General features: G+C 73.5%; 18 protein-coding genes. 7 read left to right on the top strand and 11 right to left on the bottom strand.

Features of this window, described 5'->3' with window-relative positions; all coding sequences use genetic code 11:
• The first annotated feature begins 37 nt into the window (after positions 1 to 37).
• Positions 38 to 2,407 carry a lamin tail domain-containing protein gene (locus P3T27_RS24650; protein WP_280682043.1) on the top strand — a complete coding sequence of 790 codons (2,370 nt, stop codon included), beginning with the start codon at positions 38 to 40 and terminating at the stop codon, positions 2,405 to 2,407.
• A 126-nt stretch (positions 2,408 to 2,533) separates the two neighbouring features.
• Here P3T27_RS24650 and P3T27_RS24645 read toward each other — a convergent pair whose 3' ends face one another.
• The 6 genes from P3T27_RS24645 to P3T27_RS24620 form a co-directional block, all read right to left on the bottom strand.
• Positions 2,534 to 4,573, bottom strand: a complete 2,040-nt coding sequence (locus P3T27_RS24645; RefSeq protein ID WP_280682041.1) for a heavy metal translocating P-type ATPase — start codon at positions 4,571 to 4,573, stop codon at positions 2,534 to 2,536.
• 97 nt (positions 4,574 to 4,670) lie between these two features.
• Positions 4,671 to 5,132, bottom strand: coding sequence for a Pycsar system effector family protein (locus tag P3T27_RS24640; protein ID WP_280682039.1), 462 nt, complete (start codon positions 5,130 to 5,132; stop codon positions 4,671 to 4,673).
• A gap of 167 nt (positions 5,133 to 5,299) precedes the next feature.
• Positions 5,300 to 6,259 (bottom strand): hypothetical protein, encoded by a 960-nt coding sequence (locus P3T27_RS24635; protein ID WP_280682037.1) that lies wholly within the window; start codon positions 6,257 to 6,259, stop codon positions 5,300 to 5,302.
• The gene (locus P3T27_RS24630; RefSeq protein WP_280682036.1) at positions 6,256 to 8,505 is read right to left on the bottom strand and encodes a hypothetical protein; all 2,250 of its coding nucleotides are present in this window, start codon (positions 8,503 to 8,505) and stop codon (positions 6,256 to 6,258) included. The genes P3T27_RS24635 and P3T27_RS24630 overlap by 4 nt, the downstream gene beginning before the upstream one ends.
• Positions 8,502 to 9,473, bottom strand: a complete 972-nt coding sequence (locus P3T27_RS24625) for a hypothetical protein (RefSeq protein ID WP_280682034.1) — start codon at positions 9,471 to 9,473, stop codon at positions 8,502 to 8,504. The genes P3T27_RS24630 and P3T27_RS24625 overlap by 4 nt, the downstream gene beginning before the upstream one ends.
• Before the next feature lie 120 nt (positions 9,474 to 9,593).
• Positions 9,594 to 10,283 carry a cyclic nucleotide-binding domain-containing protein gene (locus P3T27_RS24620; protein ID WP_280682032.1) on the bottom strand — a complete coding sequence of 230 codons (690 nt, stop codon included), beginning with the start codon at positions 10,281 to 10,283 and terminating at the stop codon, positions 9,594 to 9,596.
• A 442-nt stretch (positions 10,284 to 10,725) separates the two neighbouring features.
• Here P3T27_RS24620 and P3T27_RS24615 point away from each other — a divergent pair, with 442 nt between their 5' ends.
• The 5 genes from P3T27_RS24615 (at position 10,726) to P3T27_RS24595 (ending at position 15,458) form a co-directional block, all read left to right on the top strand.
• Entirely contained in the window at positions 10,726 to 12,384 is a 1,659-nt protein-coding gene (locus tag P3T27_RS24615) for an ATP-binding protein (protein WP_280682030.1), read from the top strand.
• Complete coding sequence (locus P3T27_RS24610; protein ID WP_280682024.1) at positions 12,381 to 12,788, top strand: roadblock/LC7 domain-containing protein; 408 nt, start codon at positions 12,381 to 12,383, stop codon at positions 12,786 to 12,788. Before P3T27_RS24615 ends, P3T27_RS24610 begins: the two co-directional genes overlap by 4 nt.
• 108 nt (positions 12,789 to 12,896) lie before the next feature.
• Positions 12,897 to 13,259, top strand: a complete 363-nt coding sequence (locus P3T27_RS24605; RefSeq protein WP_280682022.1) for a DUF742 domain-containing protein — start codon at positions 12,897 to 12,899, stop codon at positions 13,257 to 13,259.
• Complete coding sequence (locus tag P3T27_RS24600; protein WP_280682020.1) at positions 13,240 to 13,857, top strand: ATP/GTP-binding protein; 618 nt, start codon at positions 13,240 to 13,242, stop codon at positions 13,855 to 13,857. The genes P3T27_RS24605 and P3T27_RS24600 overlap by 20 nt, the downstream gene beginning before the upstream one ends.
• Before the next feature lie 131 nt (positions 13,858 to 13,988).
• On the top strand, positions 13,989 to 15,458 hold the full coding sequence (locus P3T27_RS24595; protein WP_280682018.1) for a cytochrome P450: 1,470 nt from the start codon (positions 13,989 to 13,991) through the stop codon (positions 15,456 to 15,458).
• A gap of 35 nt (positions 15,459 to 15,493) precedes the next feature.
• On the opposite strand, the gene P3T27_RS24590 is transcribed toward P3T27_RS24595, so the two are convergent.
• From P3T27_RS24590 to P3T27_RS24580, 3 genes are all read right to left on the bottom strand, one after another.
• Positions 15,494 to 17,122 carry a metallophosphoesterase family protein gene (locus P3T27_RS24590; RefSeq protein ID WP_280682015.1) on the bottom strand — a complete coding sequence of 543 codons (1,629 nt, stop codon included), beginning with the start codon at positions 17,120 to 17,122 and terminating at the stop codon, positions 15,494 to 15,496.
• A 358-nt stretch (positions 17,123 to 17,480) separates the two neighbouring features.
• Positions 17,481 to 18,329 carry an SAM-dependent methyltransferase gene (locus tag P3T27_RS24585; protein ID WP_280682013.1) on the bottom strand — a complete coding sequence of 283 codons (849 nt, stop codon included), beginning with the start codon at positions 18,327 to 18,329 and terminating at the stop codon, positions 17,481 to 17,483.
• Positions 18,330 to 18,387: 58 nt separating this feature from the next.
• Positions 18,388 to 19,677: an MFS transporter gene (locus P3T27_RS24580; protein WP_280682011.1), complete on the bottom strand. Its 1,290-nt coding sequence runs from the start codon at positions 19,675 to 19,677 to the stop codon at positions 18,388 to 18,390.
• A gap of 213 nt (positions 19,678 to 19,890) precedes the next feature.
• Between P3T27_RS24580 and P3T27_RS24575 the strand changes: the two genes are divergently transcribed.
• Entirely contained in the window at positions 19,891 to 21,504 is a 1,614-nt protein-coding gene (locus P3T27_RS24575; protein ID WP_280682009.1) for an alpha/beta hydrolase, read from the top strand.
• 141 nt (positions 21,505 to 21,645) lie between these two features.
• On the opposite strand, the gene P3T27_RS24570 is transcribed toward P3T27_RS24575, so the two are convergent.
• The gene (locus P3T27_RS24570; protein ID WP_280682007.1) at positions 21,646 to 21,996 is read right to left on the bottom strand and encodes an isomerase; all 351 of its coding nucleotides are present in this window, start codon (positions 21,994 to 21,996) and stop codon (positions 21,646 to 21,648) included.
• 360 nt (positions 21,997 to 22,356) lie between these two features.
• The gene (locus tag P3T27_RS24565; RefSeq protein ID WP_348534127.1) at positions 22,357 to 23,439 is read right to left on the bottom strand and encodes a phosphatidylinositol-specific phospholipase C domain-containing protein; all 1,083 of its coding nucleotides are present in this window, start codon (positions 23,437 to 23,439) and stop codon (positions 22,357 to 22,359) included.
• Positions 23,440 to 23,580: the final 141 nt, after the last annotated feature.

Here is a 23,580-nt window from a genome sequence, read left to right as displayed (position 1 = left end):
GGGCCACCCGCCCGCGCGGCCGTCAGGAGGAAGCCTCATGCGGAGAACCCAGCGAGTCCGGCGCAGCGCGATGGCGGGCGCGTCCGCCGCGGCCGTGGTGGGGGCGCTGCTGGCGCTGCCCGGCGGCGTGGCCCAGGCGGCGTCGCCCGACGTCGTGATCAGTCAGGTGTACGGCGGCGGCGGCAACTCCGGTGCGCCGTACGCCAATGACTTCATCGAGCTGTACAACCGGGGCAGCGCGCCGGTGTCCGTCGCCGGCTGGACGGTGCAGTACGCCTCGGCGGGCGGCGCGTCCTGGGCGCGGACCACGTTGTCCGGCACGATCGCGCCGGGGCGCTTCCTCCTCGTGCAGGAGGCCGCCGGGGCCGGGGCCGGGGCTGCCCTGCCGACGCCGGACGCCACCGGGACGATCGCCCTGGCCGCGACCACCGGCAAGGTCGCGCTGGTCACCAACGGCACTGCACTGACCTGCAGTTCGGGCTGCGCGACCCAGCCCGGGGTGAAGGACCTGGTCGGCTACGGGTCGAGCGCCAGTACCGCCGAGGGCTCGCCGACCGGCAACCTGTCGAACGCCACCGCCGCCCTGCGCGTCGGCGGCGGCGCCACCGACACCGACAACAACGCGGCGGACTTCACGGTCGGCGCACCGGCGCCGCGCAACTCCGCGTCCACCGGCGGCGGCAGCACCACCGGCGCCCGAATACACGACATCCAGGGCGCGGCTCGCACCTCCCCACTCGCCGGCGGTGCGGTGAGCGCGGTGCCCGGCGTGGTCACCGCCGTCGGGCCCAACGGGTTCTGGTACCAGGACCCGCAGCCCGACAACGACCCCGGCACCAGCGAGGGCGTCTACGTCTACACCGCCGGCGCGCCCTCCGTCGCGGTCGGCGACTCGGTCACGGTGAGCGCCACCGTCAGCCAGTACCGCCCCGGCGGCAGCGGCGGCACCACCAACCTGTCGATCACCGAACTCACCGCGCCCACCGTCACCGTGCTCGCCCACAACGCGCCGCTGCCCGCCGCCACCCTGGTCGGCCCCGGCGGGCGGGTGCCCCCGGCGGCGGTGATCTCCAGCGTCACCACCGGTGACGTCGAGACCGCCGGCGCCTACCAACCCGCCACCGACGGCCTGGACTTCTGGGCGTCCCTGGAGGGCATGCGGGTCGAGATCGACAACGCGGCCGTGGTCGGCCCCAGCAACAAGTACGGCGAGGTCCCGGTCGTCCCGCCGGGCAGCACCACCCGCACCGACCGGGGCGGCATCCTGCTCCAGGCGGGCGACGGCAACCCGGAGCGGGTGACCCTGGCCGGCGCGCTCGCGCCCACCCCGACCGCCAACGTCGGCGACACCCTGACCGGCGCGACCGTCGGCGTGCTCGACTACTCCTTCGGCACCTTCAAGCTTCAGGTCACCGCGACTCCCGCGGTCACGCCCGGTGGCCTCGCCCCCGAGGTCACCGCCGCCCCGGCGGCCGGCCAACTCGCCGCCGCCACCTTCAACGTGGAGAACCTCTCCCCCGCCGACCCGCAGAGCAAGTTCGACGGCCTCGCGGCCGGCATCGTCACCAACCTGCGCTCTCCCGACCTGGTCGCCCTGGAGGAGATCCAGGACAACAGCGGCCCCACCGACGACGGCACCACGGCTCCCGACCAGACCCTCGCCAAGCTCACCGCCGCCATCGCGGCGGCCGGCGGCCCGGCCTACTCCTACCGCCAGATCGACCCGGTGGACGGCCAGGACGGCGGCCAGCCCGGCGGCAACATCCGCCAGGTGTTCCTGTTCCGCACCGACCGCGGCCTGAGTTTCACCGACCGGCCCGGCGCCGGCTCCACCACCGCCGACTCGGTCGTCAACAACGGCGGCACGCCCCGACTCGCCTACTCCCCCGGCCGGATCGACCCGACCAACGCGGCGTTCACCTCCAGCCGCAAGCCGCTCGCCGGGGAGTTCCGCTGGAACGGCAAGCCGGTCTTCGTGATCGCCAACCACTTCAACTCCAAGGGCGGTGACCAGCCCCTGTTCGGCCGCTACCAGCCGCCCGCGCACCCGTCCGAGGCCCAGCGCCACAACCAGGCCGCCGCGGTGAAGGACTTCACCGACCGGATCCTGGCGGTGGACCCGAACGCGGCGGTCATCGTGCTCGGCGACCTCAACGACTTCGAGTTCTCGCAGACCGCCGACATCCTCACCGCCGGCAACTCACTGACCGACCTGCCCCGCACGCTGCCGCTGCCCGAGCGCTACACCTACGTGTACGAGGGCAACTCCCAGGTGCTGGACCACATCCTCATCTCCGGCACACTGGCAGCGAAGCCGTACAGCTACGACATCGTGCACATCAACAGCGAGTTCAGCACCCAGCTGAGCGACCACGACCCGCAGGTCGTGCGGATCCCGCTGCCCTGACGCGGGGCGCCATCGCGGTGCCGGCCTCCCGGGTGGGGAGGCCGGCACCGCGTGCGCGGGGCGGGCCTCGCGTTGGCGGGTCGGGTGTCGCGCCGCCCGGGACCGCGCACAGCTGGTCAGCACCGCCTACCGCGTGGCGCTCGTCGACTCCTGACGGGCGCCCTCGGTACGGGCCCCGGTCCAGGCGGCCTCGCGCAGCAGCCGCAGGCCGTTGAGACCGACCAGGACGGTCGAGCCCTCGTGGCCGAGCACGCCGAGCGGCAGCGGCAGGGTGGCGACCAGGTCCCAGAGGACCAGGACGGAGATGAACACCCCGGCGAGCACCAGGTTCTGGGCGACCAGGCGGCGGGCCCGGCGGGACAGCGCGATCACCGCCGGGACGGTGGCGAGTTCGTCGCGGACCACGACCGCGTCGGCGGTCTCCAGGGCCAGGTCGGAGCCGGCCCGGCCCATCGCGACGCCGGTGTGGGCGGCGGCCAGCGCCGGGGCGTCGTTGACCCCGTCGCCGATCACCAGCACCTTGCGCCCGGCGGCCTCCTGTTCCCGGACGGCCGCGACCTTGTCCTGCGGCAGCAGCCCGGCGCGGACGTCGGTGATGCCGGCCTCGGCGGCCAGGTGGGCCGCGGCGCGCGGGTTGTCGCCGGTGACCAGCATCGGCGCGGTGCCGGTCAGCGCGGCCAGGGCGGCGACGGTGTCGGCGGCGTCCGGGCGCAGCCGGTCGGCGATGCCGATCAGCCCGACCGGGACGCCGTCCGCCTCGACCACGACGGCGGTGCGGCCGGCCTGCTCCAGTTCGGCGGCGACGGCGGCGGCGGCGCGGTCGAAGGGGGCGGAGGGGGCGGAGGGGGCGGAGGGGGCGTCCTCCCGGCCGTCGAGCAGCCGGGCGGGCGCGGCGACGGCGATCACCCGGCCGTCGACGGTGGCGCTGACACCGATGCCGGGGGCGGAGGCGAAGTCCTCGGCGGCGGCCGGGGTGAGGCCGCGGCCGCGCGCGGCGGCGACGACCGCGCGGCCCAGCGGGTGCTCGCTGGGGTGCTCGGCGGCGGCGGCCAGGGCCAGCAGGGCGTCCTCGTCCAGGCCGGAGCCGGCCAGCGGGCGCAGTTCGGTGACCCGGGGGGTGCCCTCGGTGAGGGTGCCGGTCTTGTCCAGGGCGACGGCGTCCACCTGACCGAGGCGTTCCATCACCACGGCGGACTTGACCAGGACGCCGTGGCGGCCGGCGTTGGCGATGGCCGACAGCAGTGGCGGCATGGTGGCCAGCACCACGGCGCAGGGCGAGGCGACGATCATGAAGGTCATCGCCCGCAGCAGCGAGCCGGTGAAGGCCGCGCCGAACGCGAGCGGGACGGCGAAGACGGCGAGGGTGGCGGCCACCATGCCGAGCGAGTAGCGCTGTTCGACCTTCTCGATGAACAGCTGGGTGGGCGCCTTGGTCTCGGACGCCTCCTCGACCATCGCCACGATCCGGGCGATCACCGTCTCGGAGGCGTCGCGTTCGACCCGGATCCGCAGCGCGCCGGTGCCGTTGAGGGTGCCGGCGAACACCTCGTCGCCGCGCTCCTTGGCCGCCGGCAGCGGCTCGCCGGTGATGGTGGCCTGGTCGACCTCGCCGGCGCCGTCCAGCACCCGGCCGTCGGCGCCGATCCGCTCGCCGGGCCGGACCAGGACGGTGTCGCCGACGGCGAGTTCCTGCGTCGGGACGGTCTCCTCACCACCGTCGGCACGCAGCCGGGTGGCGGTGGCCGGGGCGAGGTCGAGCAGTCCGCGCACCGAGTCGGCGGTGCGGGCGGTGGCCAGGGCCTCCAGCGCGCCGGAGGTGGCGAAGATGACGATCAGCAGGGCGCCGTCCATGACCTGACCGACGGCCGCGGCGCCGAGGGCGGCGACGATCATCAGCAGGTCGACGTCGAGGGTCTTCTCCCGCAAGGCCTGGAGCCCGGCCCAGGCGGGTTCCCAGCCGCCGGTGGCGTAGGCGAGGGCGTACAGCGGGCCCCAGGCCCAGGCGGGGGCGCCGGTGAGCTGGAGCGGCAGGGCGATCAGGAACAGCACCGTCGCGGCGGCGGCCCAGCGGGCCTCGGGCAGCGCGAGCACCCGGGTGCGGCGCCGCGGGGCGGGAACCGGAGGTGCGAGCGGGGGCGCGGGGCGCTCGGTCAGGGTGGCGGGCATGGCAGGTGGGACCCTTCGGGCAGGCCGGACTCACTTCCCGCCCAGGATACATGTACATATGAACGCTCATTCATCCTTGCGCCCCGCCGCCCGCGCCTCAGGAAGGCCGGAGGGTGAGCGCGAACTGGGGCAGCACCAGGAGGAGCAAGGCGACTCCGGCCTCGATCCAGCGGTACTTCGCGCGGATGATCGCGCTGGTCCCGGCCAACGAGGACAGCAGCGGCCCCACCGGATCGCACCCCGCGCGCTCGAAGGCACCGCGCAGCCGGTCCACGCCCACACCCCCCGCGATGTGCCCGAAGTAGGCAGGGCCCGCCGGGGCACGCCGCGCACCCTTCCGGTACCGGGGGACGAGAGCGACCACGAAGCAGGCCGCGGCCAGCAACGCACTCGCCACGGCGGTCCACCACAGGACCTGGACCGGCCAGGCGCGGGCGCCGGATCCACCGTCGTCGCCGCCGCTCAGCGGGATGAAGACCCCGAGGAGCGCGCCGGTGAACGCCAGGAACACGGCGGCCTTGGCATCGGCCCGCGCGAGCTCCGCGCTGTTGGCGGCCACCAGACGCTCGATCGCCGCCACCGTCGGCGGCCCCGGCAGCGTCGTCGCCCGCCGGCTGGAGCGCCCGGCCGGCGGGCGACGACGTCGCCCCTGGGGCGACCGCCGCGGCCGGGCCGCCGCGCCGTGCGACGCCCGCCGTACCGCGCCTCGGCCGACGGCGGCCCTGGTCACACCGGCCTCCCGTTCGCCACGCCACCCGCCCAGCCGTTGGCCTGCGAGCGGATCCTGACGAACTTCGGCCCGGGGCTCTGCGGTCCCGGCCCGGGTACCCGCCGGCCAAGGGAGACCAGGCGGTCCCTCAGCATCCGGGACATCTCCTGCTGCTCCTGATCACTCAACTTGCCGAGCATCATCGCCAGTTGATCCTGCCAGGTGGTCTCACCCCGGAGTAGGTCGGCGTGGCCGACGGCCCAGTCCAGGACCTCGCGGACCTGTTCCGGGTGCCTCGCCAGCCAGAGCGCCGCAAGCGACACCGGGCCCTCCTGGACGGCCCGACGGCAGAACGCGTACTCGTCCTGGCTCTTGTCCGTCCAGTTGTAGGGCACGTCGGCCCCGTCCGGGTCCCCCAACCGCAATTCGGCGTCGTGCTCCCGGGCGGAGACGTCCGTGACGCGGTAGCCGAGGCCGCAGTCCGGCATCAGGTGGGGTGCGGCGAGGTACTGCATCAGCTCGGCCGCGCTCAGCCGGTGCCCGGCGGTGGCGAACTGCTCTCTGAGCTGACGCAGACGCCGTTCGAGATCCTTGCGGACCGGCAGCCAGCCCCGCGCGGTCCGCGTCCGCACGACGTTCGCGGCGTCGTGGACCCACCACAGGACGTGGATGTCCACCGATTCGGTGCCGTACGGGGTCGGCAGGCCGACAGCCCGGGTGCCGGAGCGTTCGTCGAGATCGACGAGGTACGCCCCGACGAATCCGCGCAGCCCCAGTGGGGCGGCCAACTGGCCATCCGCTTCCGGGTCTTCACCCGCGAGTGCGCGGCGGCGGTGTCCCGACGGATGGTAGAGCCCGTCCCGGTCCTGCAGGACGAGGGCCCGGTCACGCCGACCGGACCAGCGGTGGCGCAGGATCTCCCGCCAGGGCGCCTGGGTGGCACGGGTGTAGACGGGCGAGTCGCTGTCGGCGGTCATCGGGGTTCTCCGTTCGCAGGGACGGTTCGGTACGGCTGCGATTCGCCCCGGCGCCAGGCGTCCAGGGCGTGCTGGGCGATGTGCCGTCCGGCCAGGTCGCGGTCGGTCTGGCGCTCGATCTCGACGAACAGGCGCATTTCGCCGATGCGCATCTCCTGGGCGAGCGCGGTCAGCAACGTCTCCACCGCGGTACGCAGCGGTTCGTTCCAGGCCGCCGAGGTGCACCAGCTGAGCAGTGCGCCACAGGTCCGGTCGAAGAGGCCGTCGTGGTTGAGCGATCGCCGGACCAAGGCGATCACGGTGTCGGTGAACTCCCCCACGGTGAGCAGCTGTTCCTGGAACCAGGACCGGTCCCACAGCAGTTGGGGAAAGGCGTGAACCGCGAGCTCGGCCCCGGGCCCCGGACGGTCCGCCCAGTCCGCCAGCTGACGCAGGACGGTCGACTGGTTACCTGCGGCGAAGAGCTCCCACAGCGAGGAGCGGACGGCCCTGGCCACCACGTCCTCCTCTCCCGCCCACCCCCGGTAGCAGTTCCGCAGAAGAGACAGTGCGAGCTCCGGCCGGGACGTCCCGAACTCCCGGCCGCAGGCGTCGGCGACCGTGGACCGCACCCGCCAGCTACCTTCCCTGCTCCAACGGTTGAGGCGGTACTTGACCTCACCGGCCAGGACCGGGTCCTGCGCCGCGATGCCCAGCGCGGCCGCGGCCGTGCTGCGGCTTCGCCCGCGCTCGGACCCGGCCAGCTTGAGAATGTGTACCAGGGCCCGCCGCCCACCGCCCCAGCCGGCGGCCAGTCCCATGACGCGGCCCACGGGCTCGGCCAGTTCGGTCTCCCTGCCGGGCACGTCGTCCATCCAGTCGGTCAGCAGTCCGGACAGCTCGCCGTACTGCCGCCAGACATGCCGCAACACCGTCTCCGCCTGCCGGTGCCGGGTGAAGCGCACCGGCTCCACGGCGTAGGTGAAGCCGGAGCTCGCCCGGATCTCGACGGGTGCGCACTCGGCCCGGACCGTCGCCAGGAGTTCGTCCAGCGAGCGCCGGAAGACGAACCGCGGGTTCGGACGGAGGGCCTCCCCGCGCACCGCCCGGGCCTGGCCGCCGTCCTCCCCACCGCCCTCCCGCAGGACGGAGTCGAGGCGCCCGTCGGCCAGTGCGAGCAGCCGGTCGGCCTCGTCCCGGACGATCCGGTGGTCGAGCCCCTCGAAGACGCTGGTCGCCAGCAGGAACGCGAGTCCGTCCGGGTCGTCGCGGAGCTTCTTCAGCAGGTCTGGGACCTCCTTCTCGGCGAGGAAGCTGAGCCGCCTGCCGAGATCGGCGAGGTCGGGGCCCTCGTCGCCGGCCCTGGCCACCTCGGCGACCAGTTCGGCGACCTGGGCGGGCATCAGCTCCGACGCCAGGAGGTCGTCCAGCCCCGGTCCCAATCGCTCCAGGAGCGCTCGGCGTCGGGCAGGGTCGGGCACGGCGGCCTTCATCCGCGTCTCGAAGACCGCGCCGGCCGGCGGGGGAACGCAGGGCATCGGGGTGAGGTCCGACTCCCGGGCGAGGCTGCGGAGCAGGTCCGCGTCGTGCGGCAGCATGACCACCATGCGAGCGTCGGCGACTCTCAGCAGGCGGCGGAGGTTGGCGATCACCGCCGGGCCGAGCCGGACGGTGGGCAGCAGGCCGTGCACCAGGTACCCGCGGGCCTCGGAATCGCCTGGGCGCCACGCGGACAGGTCCTCGTCGCTGTCGAGCGCGCGCAGCTTCATGCTGCGACCGCTGTGCTGGAACAGCAGGTTGAGGGCCGCGGTGCGGCGCCCGGTGCCGGGCTCGCCGGCCAGGAAGAGCAGGCCGGTGTCCAGCTGCGCCAGGGCCGACGGGAACCACTCGGGCTCGGCGAACCCGGCTTGCGCCTCCAGGATCTCCAGTGCGGAGATCGGCCCTTCGTGCGCCTCCACCCGGGGCCCGCCCGCGCCGGACGCCGCTCCGGCGTTCTCGACGCGCTGGTCCCCGTGCACCGAACCGGTGTTGATGTTGCCGTTCGGGGCGTAGATGACATAGCGCCGATCGGAGCCCGGACGGCCACTGAGCCGGCCGGGGAACCCGCCGTCGAGGTCGTCGAGGTCGGCGAAGTCGTCGGCCTCGTCCAGGTCCCCGGACCCGGGCGCGGTCTCGCCCTGGTCCAGTGCCCGGCTGTCGGAGCCGCCGTCCGGCCGGGGAGCACCAGCGGCCGACCCCGGCGCGGAGGAGCCGTTCTCGCCGCTCACCGGCGGCGCCCCTTCTTGTCGCCGTGGATGGTGTCGCCCAGGTTGCCGTGGACCGTACCGGCCTTGTGGCCCGCCACGTAGTCGCCCCCGAAGGAGTCGCCGCGCACCTTGGTGACGTGCTGACCTCCCTCCACGGTGGTGACGCTCTGGCCGCCGTGCACCGTGCCGGTGTTCAGGTTTCCGCCGTCGGCCCGGTAGCTCCCCGCGCTGCCACCGTCCACCTGCCCGGCCGCCGGCTCGGCCGCCTCGGCCTGTGCGCGTTCGTGCTCCCCGACCACGGCGTCGCCCAGGATGCGGCGGTCGTAGAGGTTGCCCGAGGGAGCGGGCACGTACAGCCACGCCCGCTGGTCGAACTTCTTGCCCTCGACGGTGGCCGGCACCTCGATGAAGTGGTCGGGGTGCCGCCCGGTGAAACCGCCGGCCACCGCGTCCTGGTAGCACCGGTCGGAGAGGATGGCGGCGACCTGGGTGATGCTCTCGTTGGACGCGGCCAGCATCGCCTTCACCGGACGGGAGTCGAGCAGGCGGTGGGTGTCGTTGCGGGGCGTGCCGTTGCCGTCGAACTCGCCGCCGGTGTCGGGCAGCGGCCCGATGTGGAGGCTGACCCGCAGCCGGATCCGCACCGTCCCGACCGAGTGCACGTTGAACTCGGTGAGCGTCTCCTGCAGGGTGTGCAGCCACGGGTGGATCAGGAACGGCATCCACGCCGGGTCGAACCCGAAGACGTATCCGTCGCCGGTGGACGCGGGGAACCTCCGACCCTCCCAGACCTCGGCGAGCCCGGCGCGCTCGAAGGACCACTGGAGGACCTGCGGGACGGCCTGGCTGATCATGCCGTGCTCGATGGCCGGGTAGCCGGTGAAGTCCTTGGCATCGACGGCCACGATCCCCCGGTACGGCGGCAGCCGGCGGCTCCGGCTGAAGGGCAGGGCGCTGGCCTCGGGCAGCGGCTGGTCGAACGGCGGCATGTCTGCTCCTCGTGGTTCCTGTGCGGACCTTGTGCCACCAAGCTTCGCGAGCGGGCGCCGCGCGGTGTGCACACTCAGTGCGGAAACCTGGTGACGGCCGTCACACGAGCCGACGCGACGTCAGCCGCGCACCCCGGCGCCAACCCGTCCGAGCGCGGCCAGGTCGCCGATGACGATGGACTTCCGCCCGGCGTGGACCTGGTGGGAGCCGAGCTCGGCCAGGCCCGAGGTGACGGTGTTCCGGGACACCCCGAGGTACTGGGCCAGCTCGTCGCGGGTCAGGGCGAGTTCGATCGGCCGCCCCGACGGCCCCGCCGGGTCGGCCGAGACGTCGGCCAGCGCGACCAGGGCGGCTGCCAGACGGACCACGACGTCGCCGCCGCTGCGGGCCAGGTCCGACTCCCGCAGGCGGCCGATGGCGTAGCGCACCATGACCGGGAACAGGTCCCGGTCGGTGACGAACCGCAGGAACGCGGCCTTGGCGAGTACCGCGACCGTACAGTCCGAGATCGCCTGGACGCTCGCCGAGCGGACCCCGCCGTCCAGCACGGCCACCTCGCCGAGCAGTTCACCGGGCCCGCGGAACGCCAGCAGCCGGAGGTCTCCGTCGCGTTCCCGTCGGGTCACCTTGGCCACCCCGCGCAGCAGGGCGAGCACGTGCGTTCCGGGCTCCTCCTGGCGCAGCAGGGTGGCGCCGATCGGATGCCGGCGCTCGAAGGCCTCCCCCAGCATGCTCCGCCAGGTGGCGTCACCCATGAGTCGGCGCAGGGTCTGACCCAGCGGGTCTGGCGGTTGGCCGTGATCGTTCATGCGATGACCTTAGGAGCCGTCCCGCCGACCGCGCAGACGGATGCGGGCTCCGGTGGGTTTTTCCCATCGCCGCGCCGGTGGCGGCGGCTCCCGCGCGGGTGATCAGCTGGCGGGTTGTTGACGTCGCGGGGTGCCCGTAGCACGAACTGGGCTCCGAGGGTGGGGACTTGGCCGGGAAACCCTTCGCATGAGCGAATCCGGGGCGGGTTGGCGGTGCGGGCGGGGCGGGGCGAGAAGCCTGGTGGCGGGACGGCGGTTGGCCGGGGTTGCCACTGGCGTGCGAGATGTCCGGCATGTCCGGCACGGTGGGACAAGTCGGCTGTGCAGCTGGATCTTTGAGTTTCAGTCAGGAATGTCCTGAACTTGGCTATGCTGCAGCACCATGCCTCCGGCGCCGGCCGTCGCCCGTCCCCGTACTGTTCCGATCGTTTGAGGATGCCGAATGCTTCGACCTGGATCATCACCCGCCAGACGGCCGTCCGCGCCCCTGCTCGGGTGGCTGCTGCCCACGGCCGTGATGGCGGCGGCCGTGGCGGCCGCCGGGGCGGTGGTGTCCGCCGGGGCCCGCGCGGAGGTGCTCTGGTGCGGGGCGACGGCCACCGTGCTGGTGGCCGTGGTGGCCGCCGAATCGGCCCGCCGGGGTCGTGCGCTGGCCGCGTCGCGGGAGCAGCACACCCGGCAGGTGGGCGAGTTGCAGCGGCGGCTGGCCGGCCAGGAGGCCGAGGCGGTACGGCTGGCGAAGGAGGAGCTGCCGCGGTTGGTGGCCCGGACCCGGTACGGCGTGTCGATCGACAGCCTGGCCCGGTCGTACCAGGTGCGCGATCCGCTGGCCGCGCCGAAGTTCCGCAGTGCGCTGGAGTCCGTGGCGCGCGGGATCATCATCGCCGTCGACGACGAGGTGAACCGGCGCGACTCCGCCGAGCGGGCCTTCGTCAACATCGCCCGCCGGGTGCAGGCGATCATCCACCGGCAGGCCAAGGACCTGCGCGAGATGGAGGACCGGCACGGCAACGACCCGGCGGTCTTCGACGACCTGCTGCGCCTGGACCACGGCAACGCGCTGACCGGCCGCCTCGCCGACAGCATCGCCGTGCTGTCCGGCGCCCGCCCCGGCCGCCAGTGGACCCGGCCGGTGGCGCTGTACAGCGTGCTGCGCGGCGGTATGTCGCGCATCCTGGAGTACCAGCGGGTGGACCTGCACCCGGTGGCCCAGGTGTCGGTGATCGGCCCGGCCGTCGAGCCGCTGATCCACGCCGTCGCCGAGCTGCTCGACAACGCCACCCGCTACTCGCCGCCGCACACCCATGTGCACCTGAGCGCCGCCGAGGTGCAGAGCGGTATAGCGATCGAGATCGAGGACGGCGGCCTCGGCCTGACCGACGAGGCCCGGCTCCGCGCCGAGCGCAGCCTGCGCGAGGCCCAGGTCTCCAAGGACCTGGACGACCTCACCGAGTCGCCCCGGCTCGGCTTCGCGGTGGTCGGCCGGCTGTGCCAGGCGTACGGCTTCCAGATCTCGCTGCGCCGCTCCGCCTACGGCGGCGTGCGCATCGTGCTGGTGGTGCCGCAGGAGCTGGTCACCACCGCGCCCCCGACCGGGCGGGCACACGGGATCGGCGCGTTCTCCGGCCCCCGGCCGCTCCCGGCGAACCCGTCCAAGTCGGCCGCCCCGTCGCGGCCGTGGGGGGCTCGGACGGCGGCTCCCGGTACGGCGGCTCCCGGCATGACGGGGCCGTCCTTCGGATCGGCCGGCCCCTGGGGGCCGACCGGATCCGGCCCGGGGGACGACGAGGTGGTGGTGACCGAGCGCACCGCGAACGGCCTGCCGCAGCGCCGGCGCCGGCCGTCGACCCCCCGGGCGGGTTACTCCGGGCCCGCCCGCGCCGCCGGGCAGCCCACCCACCCGGCCACCCACCCGGCCACCCACCCGGCCTCGGGGCTCGGCGCGGGACCCGCCCCGGGGTCGACGGGACGCCACGCCAAGGAGCCGGTGCAGCCCGGCCTCTGGCTGGAGGCGTTCACCGAGGGGATCAACGGCCATGGGCCGTCCGCGAGTTCGGACGGTCAGACCAGTGAAGAGACGGCAGGGAAGGGCGAGCAGTGATTCCGCACCGCAGCAACATGGACTGGATCCTCAAGGACCTCGCGCACAGCGTCCCGTGCGTCCGCCACATCGTCGTGCTGTCCGCCGACGGCCTACGGATCGCCCAGCACGGCACCGATCCGGACACCGCCGACCGCCTCGCCGCCGCCTGCGCCGGGCTGCAGAGCCTGGCCGCCGCGGTGGGGCAGGAGTTCCCGCACGGCGACGGCTCGATGCGGCTGGTGGTGATCGAGGTGGACGGCGGGTTCTTCTACCTGATGGCGGCCGCCTCCCGCGCGTACCTCGCGGTGCTCGCCGACGAGGGGGTCGACGCCGGGCTGGTGGGCCAGCAGATGCGCGACCTGGTCGCCCGGATCGGCGAGCACCTGGCTGCTCCCCCGCGCAACCCCGAGCCGGTCGCGTGAACCGGCCGGACCGCCGGCCGGAACGCGTACCGGAACGACAACCGGACCGCGCCCGCCTGAACCGGCACCGCGGGGTGGGCACATGAACGAGCACAGTGAGGCGCGCACATGACGACGGCCGACCAGGGCGGTTGGGACGGCCCTGACCCCGAACGCCTGTACGTGATCACCCGCGGCCGCAGCGGCCCGGCCGGACCGGGCGTCTTCGACCTGGTCACCCTGATCGTCTCCCGCACGGAGCCGACGCCCACCATGCAGCCCGAGCACGCGGCCATCCTGCGGCTGTGCCGCTCACCGCTCTCGGTGGCCGAGGTCTCCGCCTACCTGGAGCTGCCCACCAGCGTCGTCACCGTCCTGCTGGCGGACCTGCTCGACGACGGGCGGATCGAGGCCCGCGCCGCCGTCCCCAAGGCCGAACTTCCCGACCGTGCCCTCTTGGAGGCGGTGATCCATGGACTTCAAAGGCTCTGACACGGTGCTGGGGCCGGCGGCCGCGGACCTGCTGCCGGACTCCGTCACGATGGCGGTCAAGGTGGTGATCGTGGGCGGCTTCGGCGTCGGCAAGACGACGCTGGTCGGCTCGGTCAGCGAGATCCGCCCGCTCACCACCGAGGAGACCATGACCCAGGCCGGGGTCGGTGTCGACGACCCGACCGGGGTCGAGCGCAAGACCTCCACCACCGTGGCGATGGACTTCGGCCGGATCAGCATCAGCGACCAGCTCGTGCTGTACGTCTTCGGCACCCCCGGGCAGGAGCGGTTCTGGTTCCTCTGGAACGGCCTGTTCGAGGGCGCCCTCGGCGCGGTGGTGCTGGTCGACACCCGCCGACTGGAGGTCAGCTTCGAGGTGATCGGGCGGCTGGAGGACCGCGGCGTGCCCTTCGTGGTGGCCGTCAACGGCTTCCCGGAGGCGCCGGACCACCCGGTCGAGGAACTGCGGGCCGCGCTGGACCTGCCGCCCGAGGTGCCGATCGTGGCCTGCGACGCGCGCAGCCGCGAGTCCAGCCGGGACACCCTGATGACCCTGATGCGCTACCTGTACGAACTCGCGGCCCCGCCCGCCCGCTGATCGGCCGCTCCCCGGGCCGTTGACGAGCCGCGTGCCGGCCGGCCACCCCGTCGGCCACCCGTCCGCCGATCCGCCGATCCGCCGATCCGCCGATCCGCCCGAACGTACCCGCCCCCGACCCCGGAGACCCTGTGAGCACCCCGTTCCCCGCTGACGCCTCCCCCACCCCGCCCCCCGGCTGCCCGGCCCACGGGCACGCCGTCGAACCGCTCGGCCCCGGCGGCGTGCGGCGCCTGTACGGGCCGGAGGCCGAGGCCGACCCGGCGGGCCTGTACGAGAAGCTGCGCGCCGAACACGGCGAGGTGGCCCCGGTCCTGCTGCACGGCGACTTCCCCGCCTGGCTGATCCTCGGGCACGGCGCGAACATCACCGCGATGCGCTCGCCGTCCCTGTTCTCCCGCGACTCCCGCCTCTGGTCGGCGTTCCGCGCCGGCGACGTCCCGGTGGACTCCCCGCTGATGCCGGTGATCGCCTGGCAGCCGCTGTGCGTCTTCGCGGACGGCGAGGAGCACCGCCGGCTGCGCGGTGCCGTGCTGGACGGCCTGAACCGCTTCGACCGGCGCGGCGTGCGCCGCCACGTCCGGCGGTTCACCACCGAACTGGTCCAGGTGGTCGGGCAGACCGGCCGGGCCGAACTGGTCACCCAGTTCGCCGAGCACCTGCCGATGCTCGTCATGACCCAGCTGCTCGGCATGCCCGACGAGTACGGGCCGCAGCTCGTGAACGCCGCCCGGGACCTGATGAAGGGCACCGAGACGGCCGTCGCCAGCAACGAGTACGTGGTGGCGAGCCTGCGCCGGACGATGGCCGCCAAGCGCGAGGATCCGGGCGCCGACCTGGTGACCTGGCTGATGGAGCACCCGGCCGGGCTGACCGACGACGAGGTGATGGAGCACTTGCGGGTCGTCCTGCTCGCGGCGAACGAGACGACCGTCAACCTGATCGCGGACACCCTGAAGATGGTGCTCACCGACCCCCGGTTCCGCGCCCACCTGTCCGGCGGTCAGATGACCCTCGGCGAGGCGCTGGACCAGGTGCTGTGGGACTCCCCGCCGATGTCGCTGGTCGCCGGGCGCTGGGCGACCGCCGACACCGAGCTGGGCGGGCAGCAGATCAGGGCCGGCGACATGCTGCTGCTCGGACTCGCGGCCGGCAACGTCGACCCGGTGGTGCGGCCCGACCTGGCCACCCCGCTGTACGGCAACCGCTCCCACCTGTCCTTCGGCGCCGGCCCGCACGAGTGCCCGGGCCAGGACGTCGGGCGCTCCGTCGCCGAGGCCGGGATCGACATCCTGCTGACCCTCCTGCCGGATCTTCGACTCGCCGTGCCGGAGGAGGAGTTGACCTGGACCTCCGCCTGGATCTCCCGGCACCTGATGGAGCTGCCGGTGGAGTTCACGCCGCGCGAGATCGAGCCGCACCCCGACTCCACACCGATCGAGGACTCCGAGCCGGTCGCCGCGCCGGACCCGGACCCGGCTCCGGCCTCCACCGCCGCGCCGGAGCCCGCCCCGGCGGTGGAGGAGACTCCGACCGCCGTACGGATCCCGGCGCAGCGGCGCGGCTGGTGGAGGACGTTGACCGGCCTGTTCCGACGCTGACCGGCCTGTCCCCGACGCTGACCGAACGTCTCGCCCTACCAGCGGTCGGCGCGGGGGCGCTGCAGGGTGAAGGTGTCGACCGGGGTGAGGTCGCCGTGCGGGCCGTCGAAGGTGTAGTACGTCACCCGCATCCTGGTCAGGCCGCCGCGCCGGTCGCCGGGGTCGACCTCGAAGGCAGCGAAGCCGTGGGTGTGCTGCCGGTCCTGGACGGCGGCCCACGGGGCGTCCTCGGTCAGCCACACGGACTGGCGGTACGGGGCCGGCGGGCGCGGCTTGTCCTCCAGGGCGACGACCACCCGGCCCTTGGGCTGCGCGAACAGGTCGTCCTGGGTGGTGGCGGCGTTGCCGCCGGTGCCGATGACCATGTGGACGGTGCCGCGGCTGGTGTCGACCGTGCGCAGGTCGGTGCCGGACGGCACCGGGGTGCGGGTGTCGTTGGGGAGGGTCCCGCGGACGGGGTGGGAGCGCTCGTAGTAGTGCTCGTGGCCGCTGACCACCAGGTCGACTCCGTAGGCGTCGAACAGCGGGCCCCAGGCCTCGCGGATGCCGAGGTCACTGCCGGCGCCGTGCTGCGAGCTGGAGACCATCGGGTGGTGCATGCAGACCACGATCCAGTCGATCGCCCGGCTGCTCCGCGCCGAGCGCAACTCGCGCTCCAGCCAGCGCTGTTGGGCACCGCCGGAGTAGCCGCGCAGATAGAGGTCGCCGCTGTCCTGGATGGCCACGTCGTCGTTGGCCAGGCTGATGAAGCGCACCGAGCCGACCGTGAAGGCGTACCACATGCCCCGGGTCTCCTCGTCGTCGTCGGCCGCGGAGTCGGGCAGTTCGAAGTAGGTCTGGTAGCCGAGGGCGCCGATCGGGCCGTTGCCGCCCTCGTTCTCCCCGTTGCCGGCGCAGGGCATCCAGGGCCGCAGCCGGGTCGAGCGACTGTTGTTGATGAACCAGTCGGCCCAGGTCAGCGTCCGGCTCTGGCCGTGCCGGCCGCTGTAGGAGGCATAGCAGAGGTCGCCGTTGACCAGGTTGAACAGCGGGCCGACGCGTTCGATGGCGGCGACGATGTCGGCGGAGTGCGGGGTGCCGACCTGGCTGCTGGTGAACACCGGGTACTTGCCGAGCGGTGACGGCATACCGTCGGGGAAGACCACCTGGCGCCGGAGGTTGGGGGTGGCCTGGTCGCCGAAGCTGGTGAAGGTGAAGGGCATGCGACCGCGCGGGGCGGTGGTGAAGGAGCCCGTCTCGGGGTTCGCGCCGTCGTGGCCGGCACTGTAGAGGTAGGTGGTGCCGGGGCGCAGTCCGGTGAGGCGGGCGTGGTGGACGTACACCTCCTCCTTGCCGAGCGCGTCCCGGTAGGTGCGGGTCTGCGCCGCGGCGACCCGGCCGAGGCCACCGTCCGGCGAGCCGAGCCGCACCTGCGGGCGGCGCACGGACTGCGGGGTGATCCAGGAGACGGTCATCTCGCCGGACGGGTCGGTACCGAACTGCAGGTGCAGTCCGCTCACGCTGGGCGACCCGGCCCGGTGCGGGGTGGACTGCAGTAATGGGCCCGTGGCCGGCCCCGCCTCCGGGTCGGCCGCCGAGGCCGGCTGGGCGACGGCACCGCCCGCGACCAGCGCGGCACCAGCCGCGGATGTGCTTTTGAGAATGGACCTGCGTGCGATGGTCATGGAAATCCGCCTGTCGAGTGGGGGTGTCGACTCGGAGCACTGTACAGACATGTCCATGCAAAGACGACCACTTTGACGGAGCGTCACCACCCCTGCGACGGCGGGCCCGACACCGGCCGACACGCCCCGCGGCAACCACTCGTACGCCCGTCCGCGAAGGCGCCCGGCATGCTTCGGCCCCGACGGGGCCGGGGGGCTCCGCCGGGGCCGGACGCAGGGGCCGGACGCAGAGGTCGAACGCGGGGGTCGGACGCGGGAACCGGGTGCACGGTCCGGGGATCGCGGTCCAAGGATCAGGAATCAGGAATCAGGGGCACTGCTTCCAGGCCAGGTGACCATCGGGCTGCCCGGCATCGGCCTACGGCTTGCGGCCCAACCCCCCGTACGCCGCCACCTCGTGGTCGCCGAGCACCGGACTGTCATCCAGCTCCGGGTGCCAGCGGTTGATCAGCACCACGCCCGGATCGTCCAGTTCCAGCCCGGCGAAGAAGCGCTCGACGGCCGCGCGGGGGCGCAGGTGGTTCTCGATGCCGGCCTCCGAGTAGCGGCGGGAGCCCACCGCGACCAGGTCCGGTACCGAGTCGGCGGTGCCGGCGGTCAGCGCCAGGAAGCTTCCGGCGGGCAGCGCGTCCACGAGCTTGCGGACCGGCGGGTGCGCGGCCTCGTCGGAGAGGAAGTGCACGATGTTGATCAGCGTCAGCGCGATCGGCTGACTCAGATCCAGGGTGGCGGCCACCGCGGGGTCGGCGAGGAACCGCCCCGGTTCGCGCAGGTCGCCCTCGACGTACGCGGTGCGGCCCTCGGGGGTGCTGGAGAGCAGCGCGCGCGAGTGGGCGAGCACGATCGGGTCGTTGTCCACGTAGACCACCCGGCAGGCCGGGTCGACCGCCTGGACGATCTCGTGCAGGTTGGGCGCGGTGGGGATGCCGGTGCCGACGTCCAGGAACTGGCGGACGCCGTGCACCTCGACCAGCCGGCGGACCATCCGGTGCATCACCGCGCGGGCCGCGATGGTGGCGACGCGCGAGCCGGGCCACTCGCCGAGGATGCGGTCGCCGACTTCGCGGTCCACCGGGAAGTTGGTCTTCCCGCCGAGCAGGTAGTCGTAGACCCGGGCGGGGTGCGCGCGGTCGGTCCGCAGGTCCACCTGCGGCGCCTCCTCGAACCGGACCCCGGTCAGCCAGTCGTCCGGACGGTTGCTCTCCATGCCTCGCCCTCCCCGCACTTCGTTCTCTGACCACTCAATCACAGAAGTTGATCGAACGTCAGCCGCTTCCGGACGGTACCCGATCACCGGCCCCGGCCGCCGGTGCCACCACGGCGGCGGCGAAGGACGGCACCCGTAGCGCGGTGACGAGACCGAACGCCGGGCCCAGCGTGCAGAGGGTGACGTAGCCGGGGATCAGACCGAGGTGGTGGGTGTCGTGCAGCCACTCGGCGAGCAACGGGAAGCTCCCGCCGAACGCGGCGATGGTGGCCGCGTTGACCACGCCGAGTCCGAGGGCCCGGACCTCGGTCGGGAACAGCAGGCCGGTGAAGACGTTGAGCGTCCCCAGCACGGTCGCCACCAGCACGCCCAGCAGCACGGCGACGACCTGGAAGGCGAGCCAGCCCTGCCGCAGCCCGGTGAGCAGGACCGGGACCAGCAGCACCGGCACGGCGAACCCGACCCGGGCGACCGGCAGCAGGCCGAAGCGGTCGGCGGCGGCGCCGGTCAGCAGCATGGTGACCAGCACCACCGCGAGCACCACGGTCATGAAGGAGGTCGCCGTCTCCCGGTCGACCACCCCGTAGGCGGCGGCGTACTGCGGCAGGTAGACCAGGGCGAAGTAGTAACCCACCGTCCCGCCCAGGGTGTTGAGGAAGACGGTGAGCACCGCCCAGCGGTGTTCCCGGAGCACCCGCAGGAACGGCGGTCGCCCGCCCGTGCCCTCCGCCCGGGCGCGGCGGAACTCCGCGCTCTCCGGGGCGGCCCGGCGCACCCAGACGGCGGCCAGCCCGAGCAGCCCGGCCACCACGAAGGCCCAGCGCCAACCGCCGCCGGTGACACCGGACTTGCCGAGCGTGTGCAGGAGCAGCGCGAGCACCCCGTAGGAGAGCAGGGAGCCCACGATGATCCCGCCGTAGGAGACCGAGCTGAACGCGAAGCGGCGCCGGGCCGGGGCCGTCTCGGTGACGTACGCGGCGACGCTGGGCGCCTCCCCGCCGAAGGCGAGCCCCTGCACCACCCGCGCGGCGACGGCCAGGACCGCCGCCCAGGCGCCGATCGCCTTCTGGTCCGGCAGCACGGCGATGCCGAGGCTGGCGGCGGCGATCACGGACATCCCGAGGGTCAGGGCGAAGCGCCGCCCCCGGGTGTCGCTGAGGCGCCCGATCAGGTACGAGCCGACCGGCCGGGCGACGAACCCGACCGCGAAGGTGGCGTACGCCCCGAGCAGGCCGCTGACCCCGCCCTTGCCGTGCCCGAAGAGGTCGGCCGCGAAGTACGGGGCGAGGACGGCGTAGATGTTCCAGTCGAAGGACTCGACCACCGAGCCCACCGTGGCGGCGGCCAACTCCCGTCTCCGCCGCCCGGCTTGCGGCTCGTCACGTGACGGGGCGGTTCCGGTCCGATCTGTCATGACCTCAGCATGGCATCGTTCGGAGTGCGGCGGTATCGGTTGCGGCACTGTCCCCTTTGACCGGTTCTGAGCCGGAGTGGGAGGCTGGCGCGGAATACCAATGTGACCGGTGTGACCATCTGGTGATATTTGTGTGCGGTGCATTCCATGATCACCGGGATCTCCCGGCGCGCCCTGCCCGCCACCGTCGCCGCCGCTCTGCTGGCCGGCTGCACCGGCGGCGGAGGCGGCACCACCGCCGCCCCGTCCGCGACCACGACCGGCCCGACCTCCAGCCCGAGCGCCACGCCCACCCCGACGCCCACACCCACGCCGACGGTCAAGCCGACCGGCGCCAACGACCCGGCACTCAAGCCGTTCTACGGCCAGCAGATCGCCTGGGCACCGTGCCAGGACGACCCGAAGACCACCAAGGTCGACGAGTCGGTGCTGCAGTGCGCCACCCTCAAGGTCCCGCTCGACTACACCGCCCCCGACGCCGGCAGCCTCGACGTCGCCGTGGTGCGCAACCCCGCCACCAAGCAGGACCAGCGGGCCGGCTCCCTGCTCGTCAACCCGGGCGGCCCGGGCGGCTCCGGCGTGGCGATGGTCAAGGGCGACCCCACCGGGTTCGACGGCCCGTTGCACGACCGCTTCGACATGATCGGCTTCGACCCCCGCGGCGTCGCCGGCACCAGCCCGCTCAACTGCCTCGACGACCAGGCCCGGGACGGCTGGGTGACCACCGACGAGCCCGGCGCCGACCACGGCAAGCAGCTCGCCGACGCCTGCCAGGCCAAGTACGCCAAGGTGCTGCCCTTCGTCAGCACCCGCAACACCGCCCGCGACATGGACGTGCTGCGCGCCGCCGTCGGCGACCAGAAGCTCAACTACCTCGGCATGTCCTACGGTACCTACCTCGGCTCGCTCTACGCCGAGGAGTTCCCGGACCGGGTCGGCCGGCTCGTCCTGGACGGCGCCACCACCCCGTCCACCTCCCTGGTGCAGCACAACATCGAGCAGCAGGCCGGCTTCGAGCGCGCCCTCAAGGCCTTCGCCGCCGACTGCGCCGGCAAGGACCCGTGCCCGCTCGGCAAGGACCCGGCGAAGGCCCCGCAGAAGCTCGCCGACTTCCTCGACGGCCTCAAGGACAAGCCGCTCAAGACCGCCAAGGGCCGCACCCTCACCGCCAACGCCGCCTGGACCGGCGTGATCAGCCAGCTCTACGGCGGCGAGAAGGCCTGGACCAACCTGCGCAACACCCTCGGCTGGGCCATGGTGCGCGGCAAGGGCGACTACCTGCTCGACCTCACCGACGGCTACAACGGCCGCGACCGGGACGGGCACTACGGTGAGTCGGCCGACGCCTACACCGCCATCCACTGCGCCGACGGCGCCACCGACGCCCCGGCCGGCGACCAGCTGCAGGCCGCGCTCACCGACCTCGCCGCCAAGGCCCCGCTGGTCAGCAAGCACGACCCGACGGCCGCGCTGTTCGACCCGGACTGCCGGATCTGGCCGTACCGCTCCACCGAGAAGCCGCACGCCATCAAGTCCGCCGCCACCGCGCCGATCGTGGTCGTCGGCACCACCGGTGACCCGGCCACCCCGTACGCCTGGGCGGAGAAGCTCACCGCCGAACTCGGCAACGCCGTGCTGCTCACCCGCGACGGCGAGGGGCACACCGCGTACGGCGCGAGCTCGTGCATCCGCGGCGCGGTCGACACCTTCCTGGTGGACGGCACCGTCCCGACCGCCGGGACGCACTGCCCGACGGACTGACCCGGCGACCGCGCAGCCGGCGTCGATCCGCCGCAGGGCCGCACCTGAGGACTGCCCCTCGGGTGCGGCTCGGGGCATCGGCTCGGGTGCGGCCCCGGGCATCGGCTCAGGTACGGCCCCGGGCATCGGCAGGGCCGGACACTACCGGCCGGGGTGGTGGACGAAGCGGTAGGTCTCGCGGTCCAGTTCGGTGACCTCGACGCCGATCGCGGCCGGTACGTCGAGGCGGGCCTGCAGGGCGGCGAGCACCCGGGCCGTCAGCTCGGCGCGCTGCCCGGTGCTGCGACCAGCCAGGATCTTGATCTCCACCAGCACCACCGCGCGCCCGCCCGTCCCGTCGCCGACCGTGTGGCGCCCGGACGGGCGGAAGAGCGTCTTGCAGTCCGCCACGGTGGTGTCGATCACCTCGGCGATCAGTTGGTGGACCTCCCGGGCGAAGCCCGCATGGTCCAGGTCGAGGTCGGCGGAGTGGTCGACCAGGATCTGCGGCACGGGAACCTCCCAGGGGACGGAGCCCCCGTCGGGCTCGTCGGACAGTGCCGCGACGCTATCGCGGGCCGCCGTACCGTCCGCGGGCGGGTCCACTGCGGCGTGCTGGAGCCTGGGCTTCGGGCCTCGGACATGGGACCCGAGGCCCGAAGCGCCGTTTCAGCAGCCGAAGTTGATCAGACGGAAGGTCGCGTAGTGGTCGCGTAGTGGTCCCAGGTGTCGTAGTCCTCCCGCGAGCGCTTGCCGGTGCCGATCCGACAGGCGCCCCGGGTCGGCGAGCCGGGCGTCACCCCGGGCCGGGGCCCGACACGCGTGCGCCACCGGGGCGGTGAACGCCCCGGTGGCGCGGTCGGGCGGCCGGTGTCAGCCGCGCGGGAGGACCAGGGACTGGACGGCCGGGAGCTTGCGCCAGTCGCTGGAGACGATGCTGGCGTGCGCCCGGGCCAGCAGCTCGGTGCGCGTGCGGGCCTGGTCGGCCGTCGGGTCGGTGGCGCTGATGGCGGGCGCCACGTTGTGCGCGTCCGTCATCACCAGGAGGTAGTGGGAGCGGTCGTACCAGGCGGTGTCGATGCCGTTGACGTACGTGGCCGCGTCGCCGTCGAAGACCACGAACCAGGGACGGATCCCCGCGTCCGCTCCCGTGTACACGGTGCGCGGGTCACCGGCCGCGGCGCCGTGCACGGCGGGGAACAGCTGGGCGTCCCCGATCCGGCCGGCGGCGGCGAGGTCGCGCAGGTGGCGGCCGTACTCGACGTCGGTGTGCAGGGTGTCGAAGGGGTTGCTCTCCTCGACCGTCCCCGGGATCGCGTACAGCAGGACCTTCCCGGCGAGCGCCGAGCGGCTCGGCCAGTTGCCGGCCCGCACCGCCTCGTCGACGCTGGCGTACGCGCCGCCGCCCGGCTTGGCGAGCAGGTCGGCGGGGCGCAGCACGGCCGACCCCAGGTGGGCGGCGATCAGCGCATCCAGCTCCGTCGGCCCCATCCCGTGGTTGGCGGAGAAGCCAGCCTTCAGCTCCAGCTTGACCACCAGCGGGCCGGCGCCCGGGTGGGCGCCGAGCCAGACCCGGATGTCGTCGAGGCAGTGCTCCAGGTTCTTGTTGGCGCCGCCGCTGTACAGCTGCGCCGGGGTGCTCGCGGCGGTGCAGTTGTTGGAGTTGCCGAGCGGGTTGGAGTGGCTGACCTTCCACTCCTTGGTGACGATGTCCGTCCAGAGGTCCAGCTCGATCATCCCGGTGCCGGTGTCGAGCGCCTGGGCGAGGTACGGGTAGGCGGCCGGGTCGTAGGTGTTGTGCAGGCCGACGGTGGTGGCCGAGCCGAACGGCAGGTCCGCCGGGCCGCTCGCGGTCGTGCTCTCCGTCGCGCCGGCGGCGCCCGTCGGTATCAGGGCCGCCGTAGCGGCGATCAGGCCAGCCGTCAGGAATCCGGCCATGGTACGGCGTACGGTCACAGGTACTGTCCCCCCAGTCGAATGTGCCTCCCGGCCGCCCCTCCCGGGCCGCCGGACGAAGCATCGCCCACCGGGGCGAGCTTCGGATGAAGAAGGCACGACAATAACGTGACGCCTTGGCCGCCTCTCACCTGGCCCGGG

The organism is Kitasatospora sp. MAA19 (assembly GCF_029894125.1).
In the GTDB taxonomy this organism is placed as follows: Bacteria; Actinomycetota; Actinomycetes; order Streptomycetales; family Streptomycetaceae; genus Kitasatospora.
Note: the sequence above shows the minus strand (reverse complement) of the source record. Positions and strands in the feature narration are given on the sequence as shown.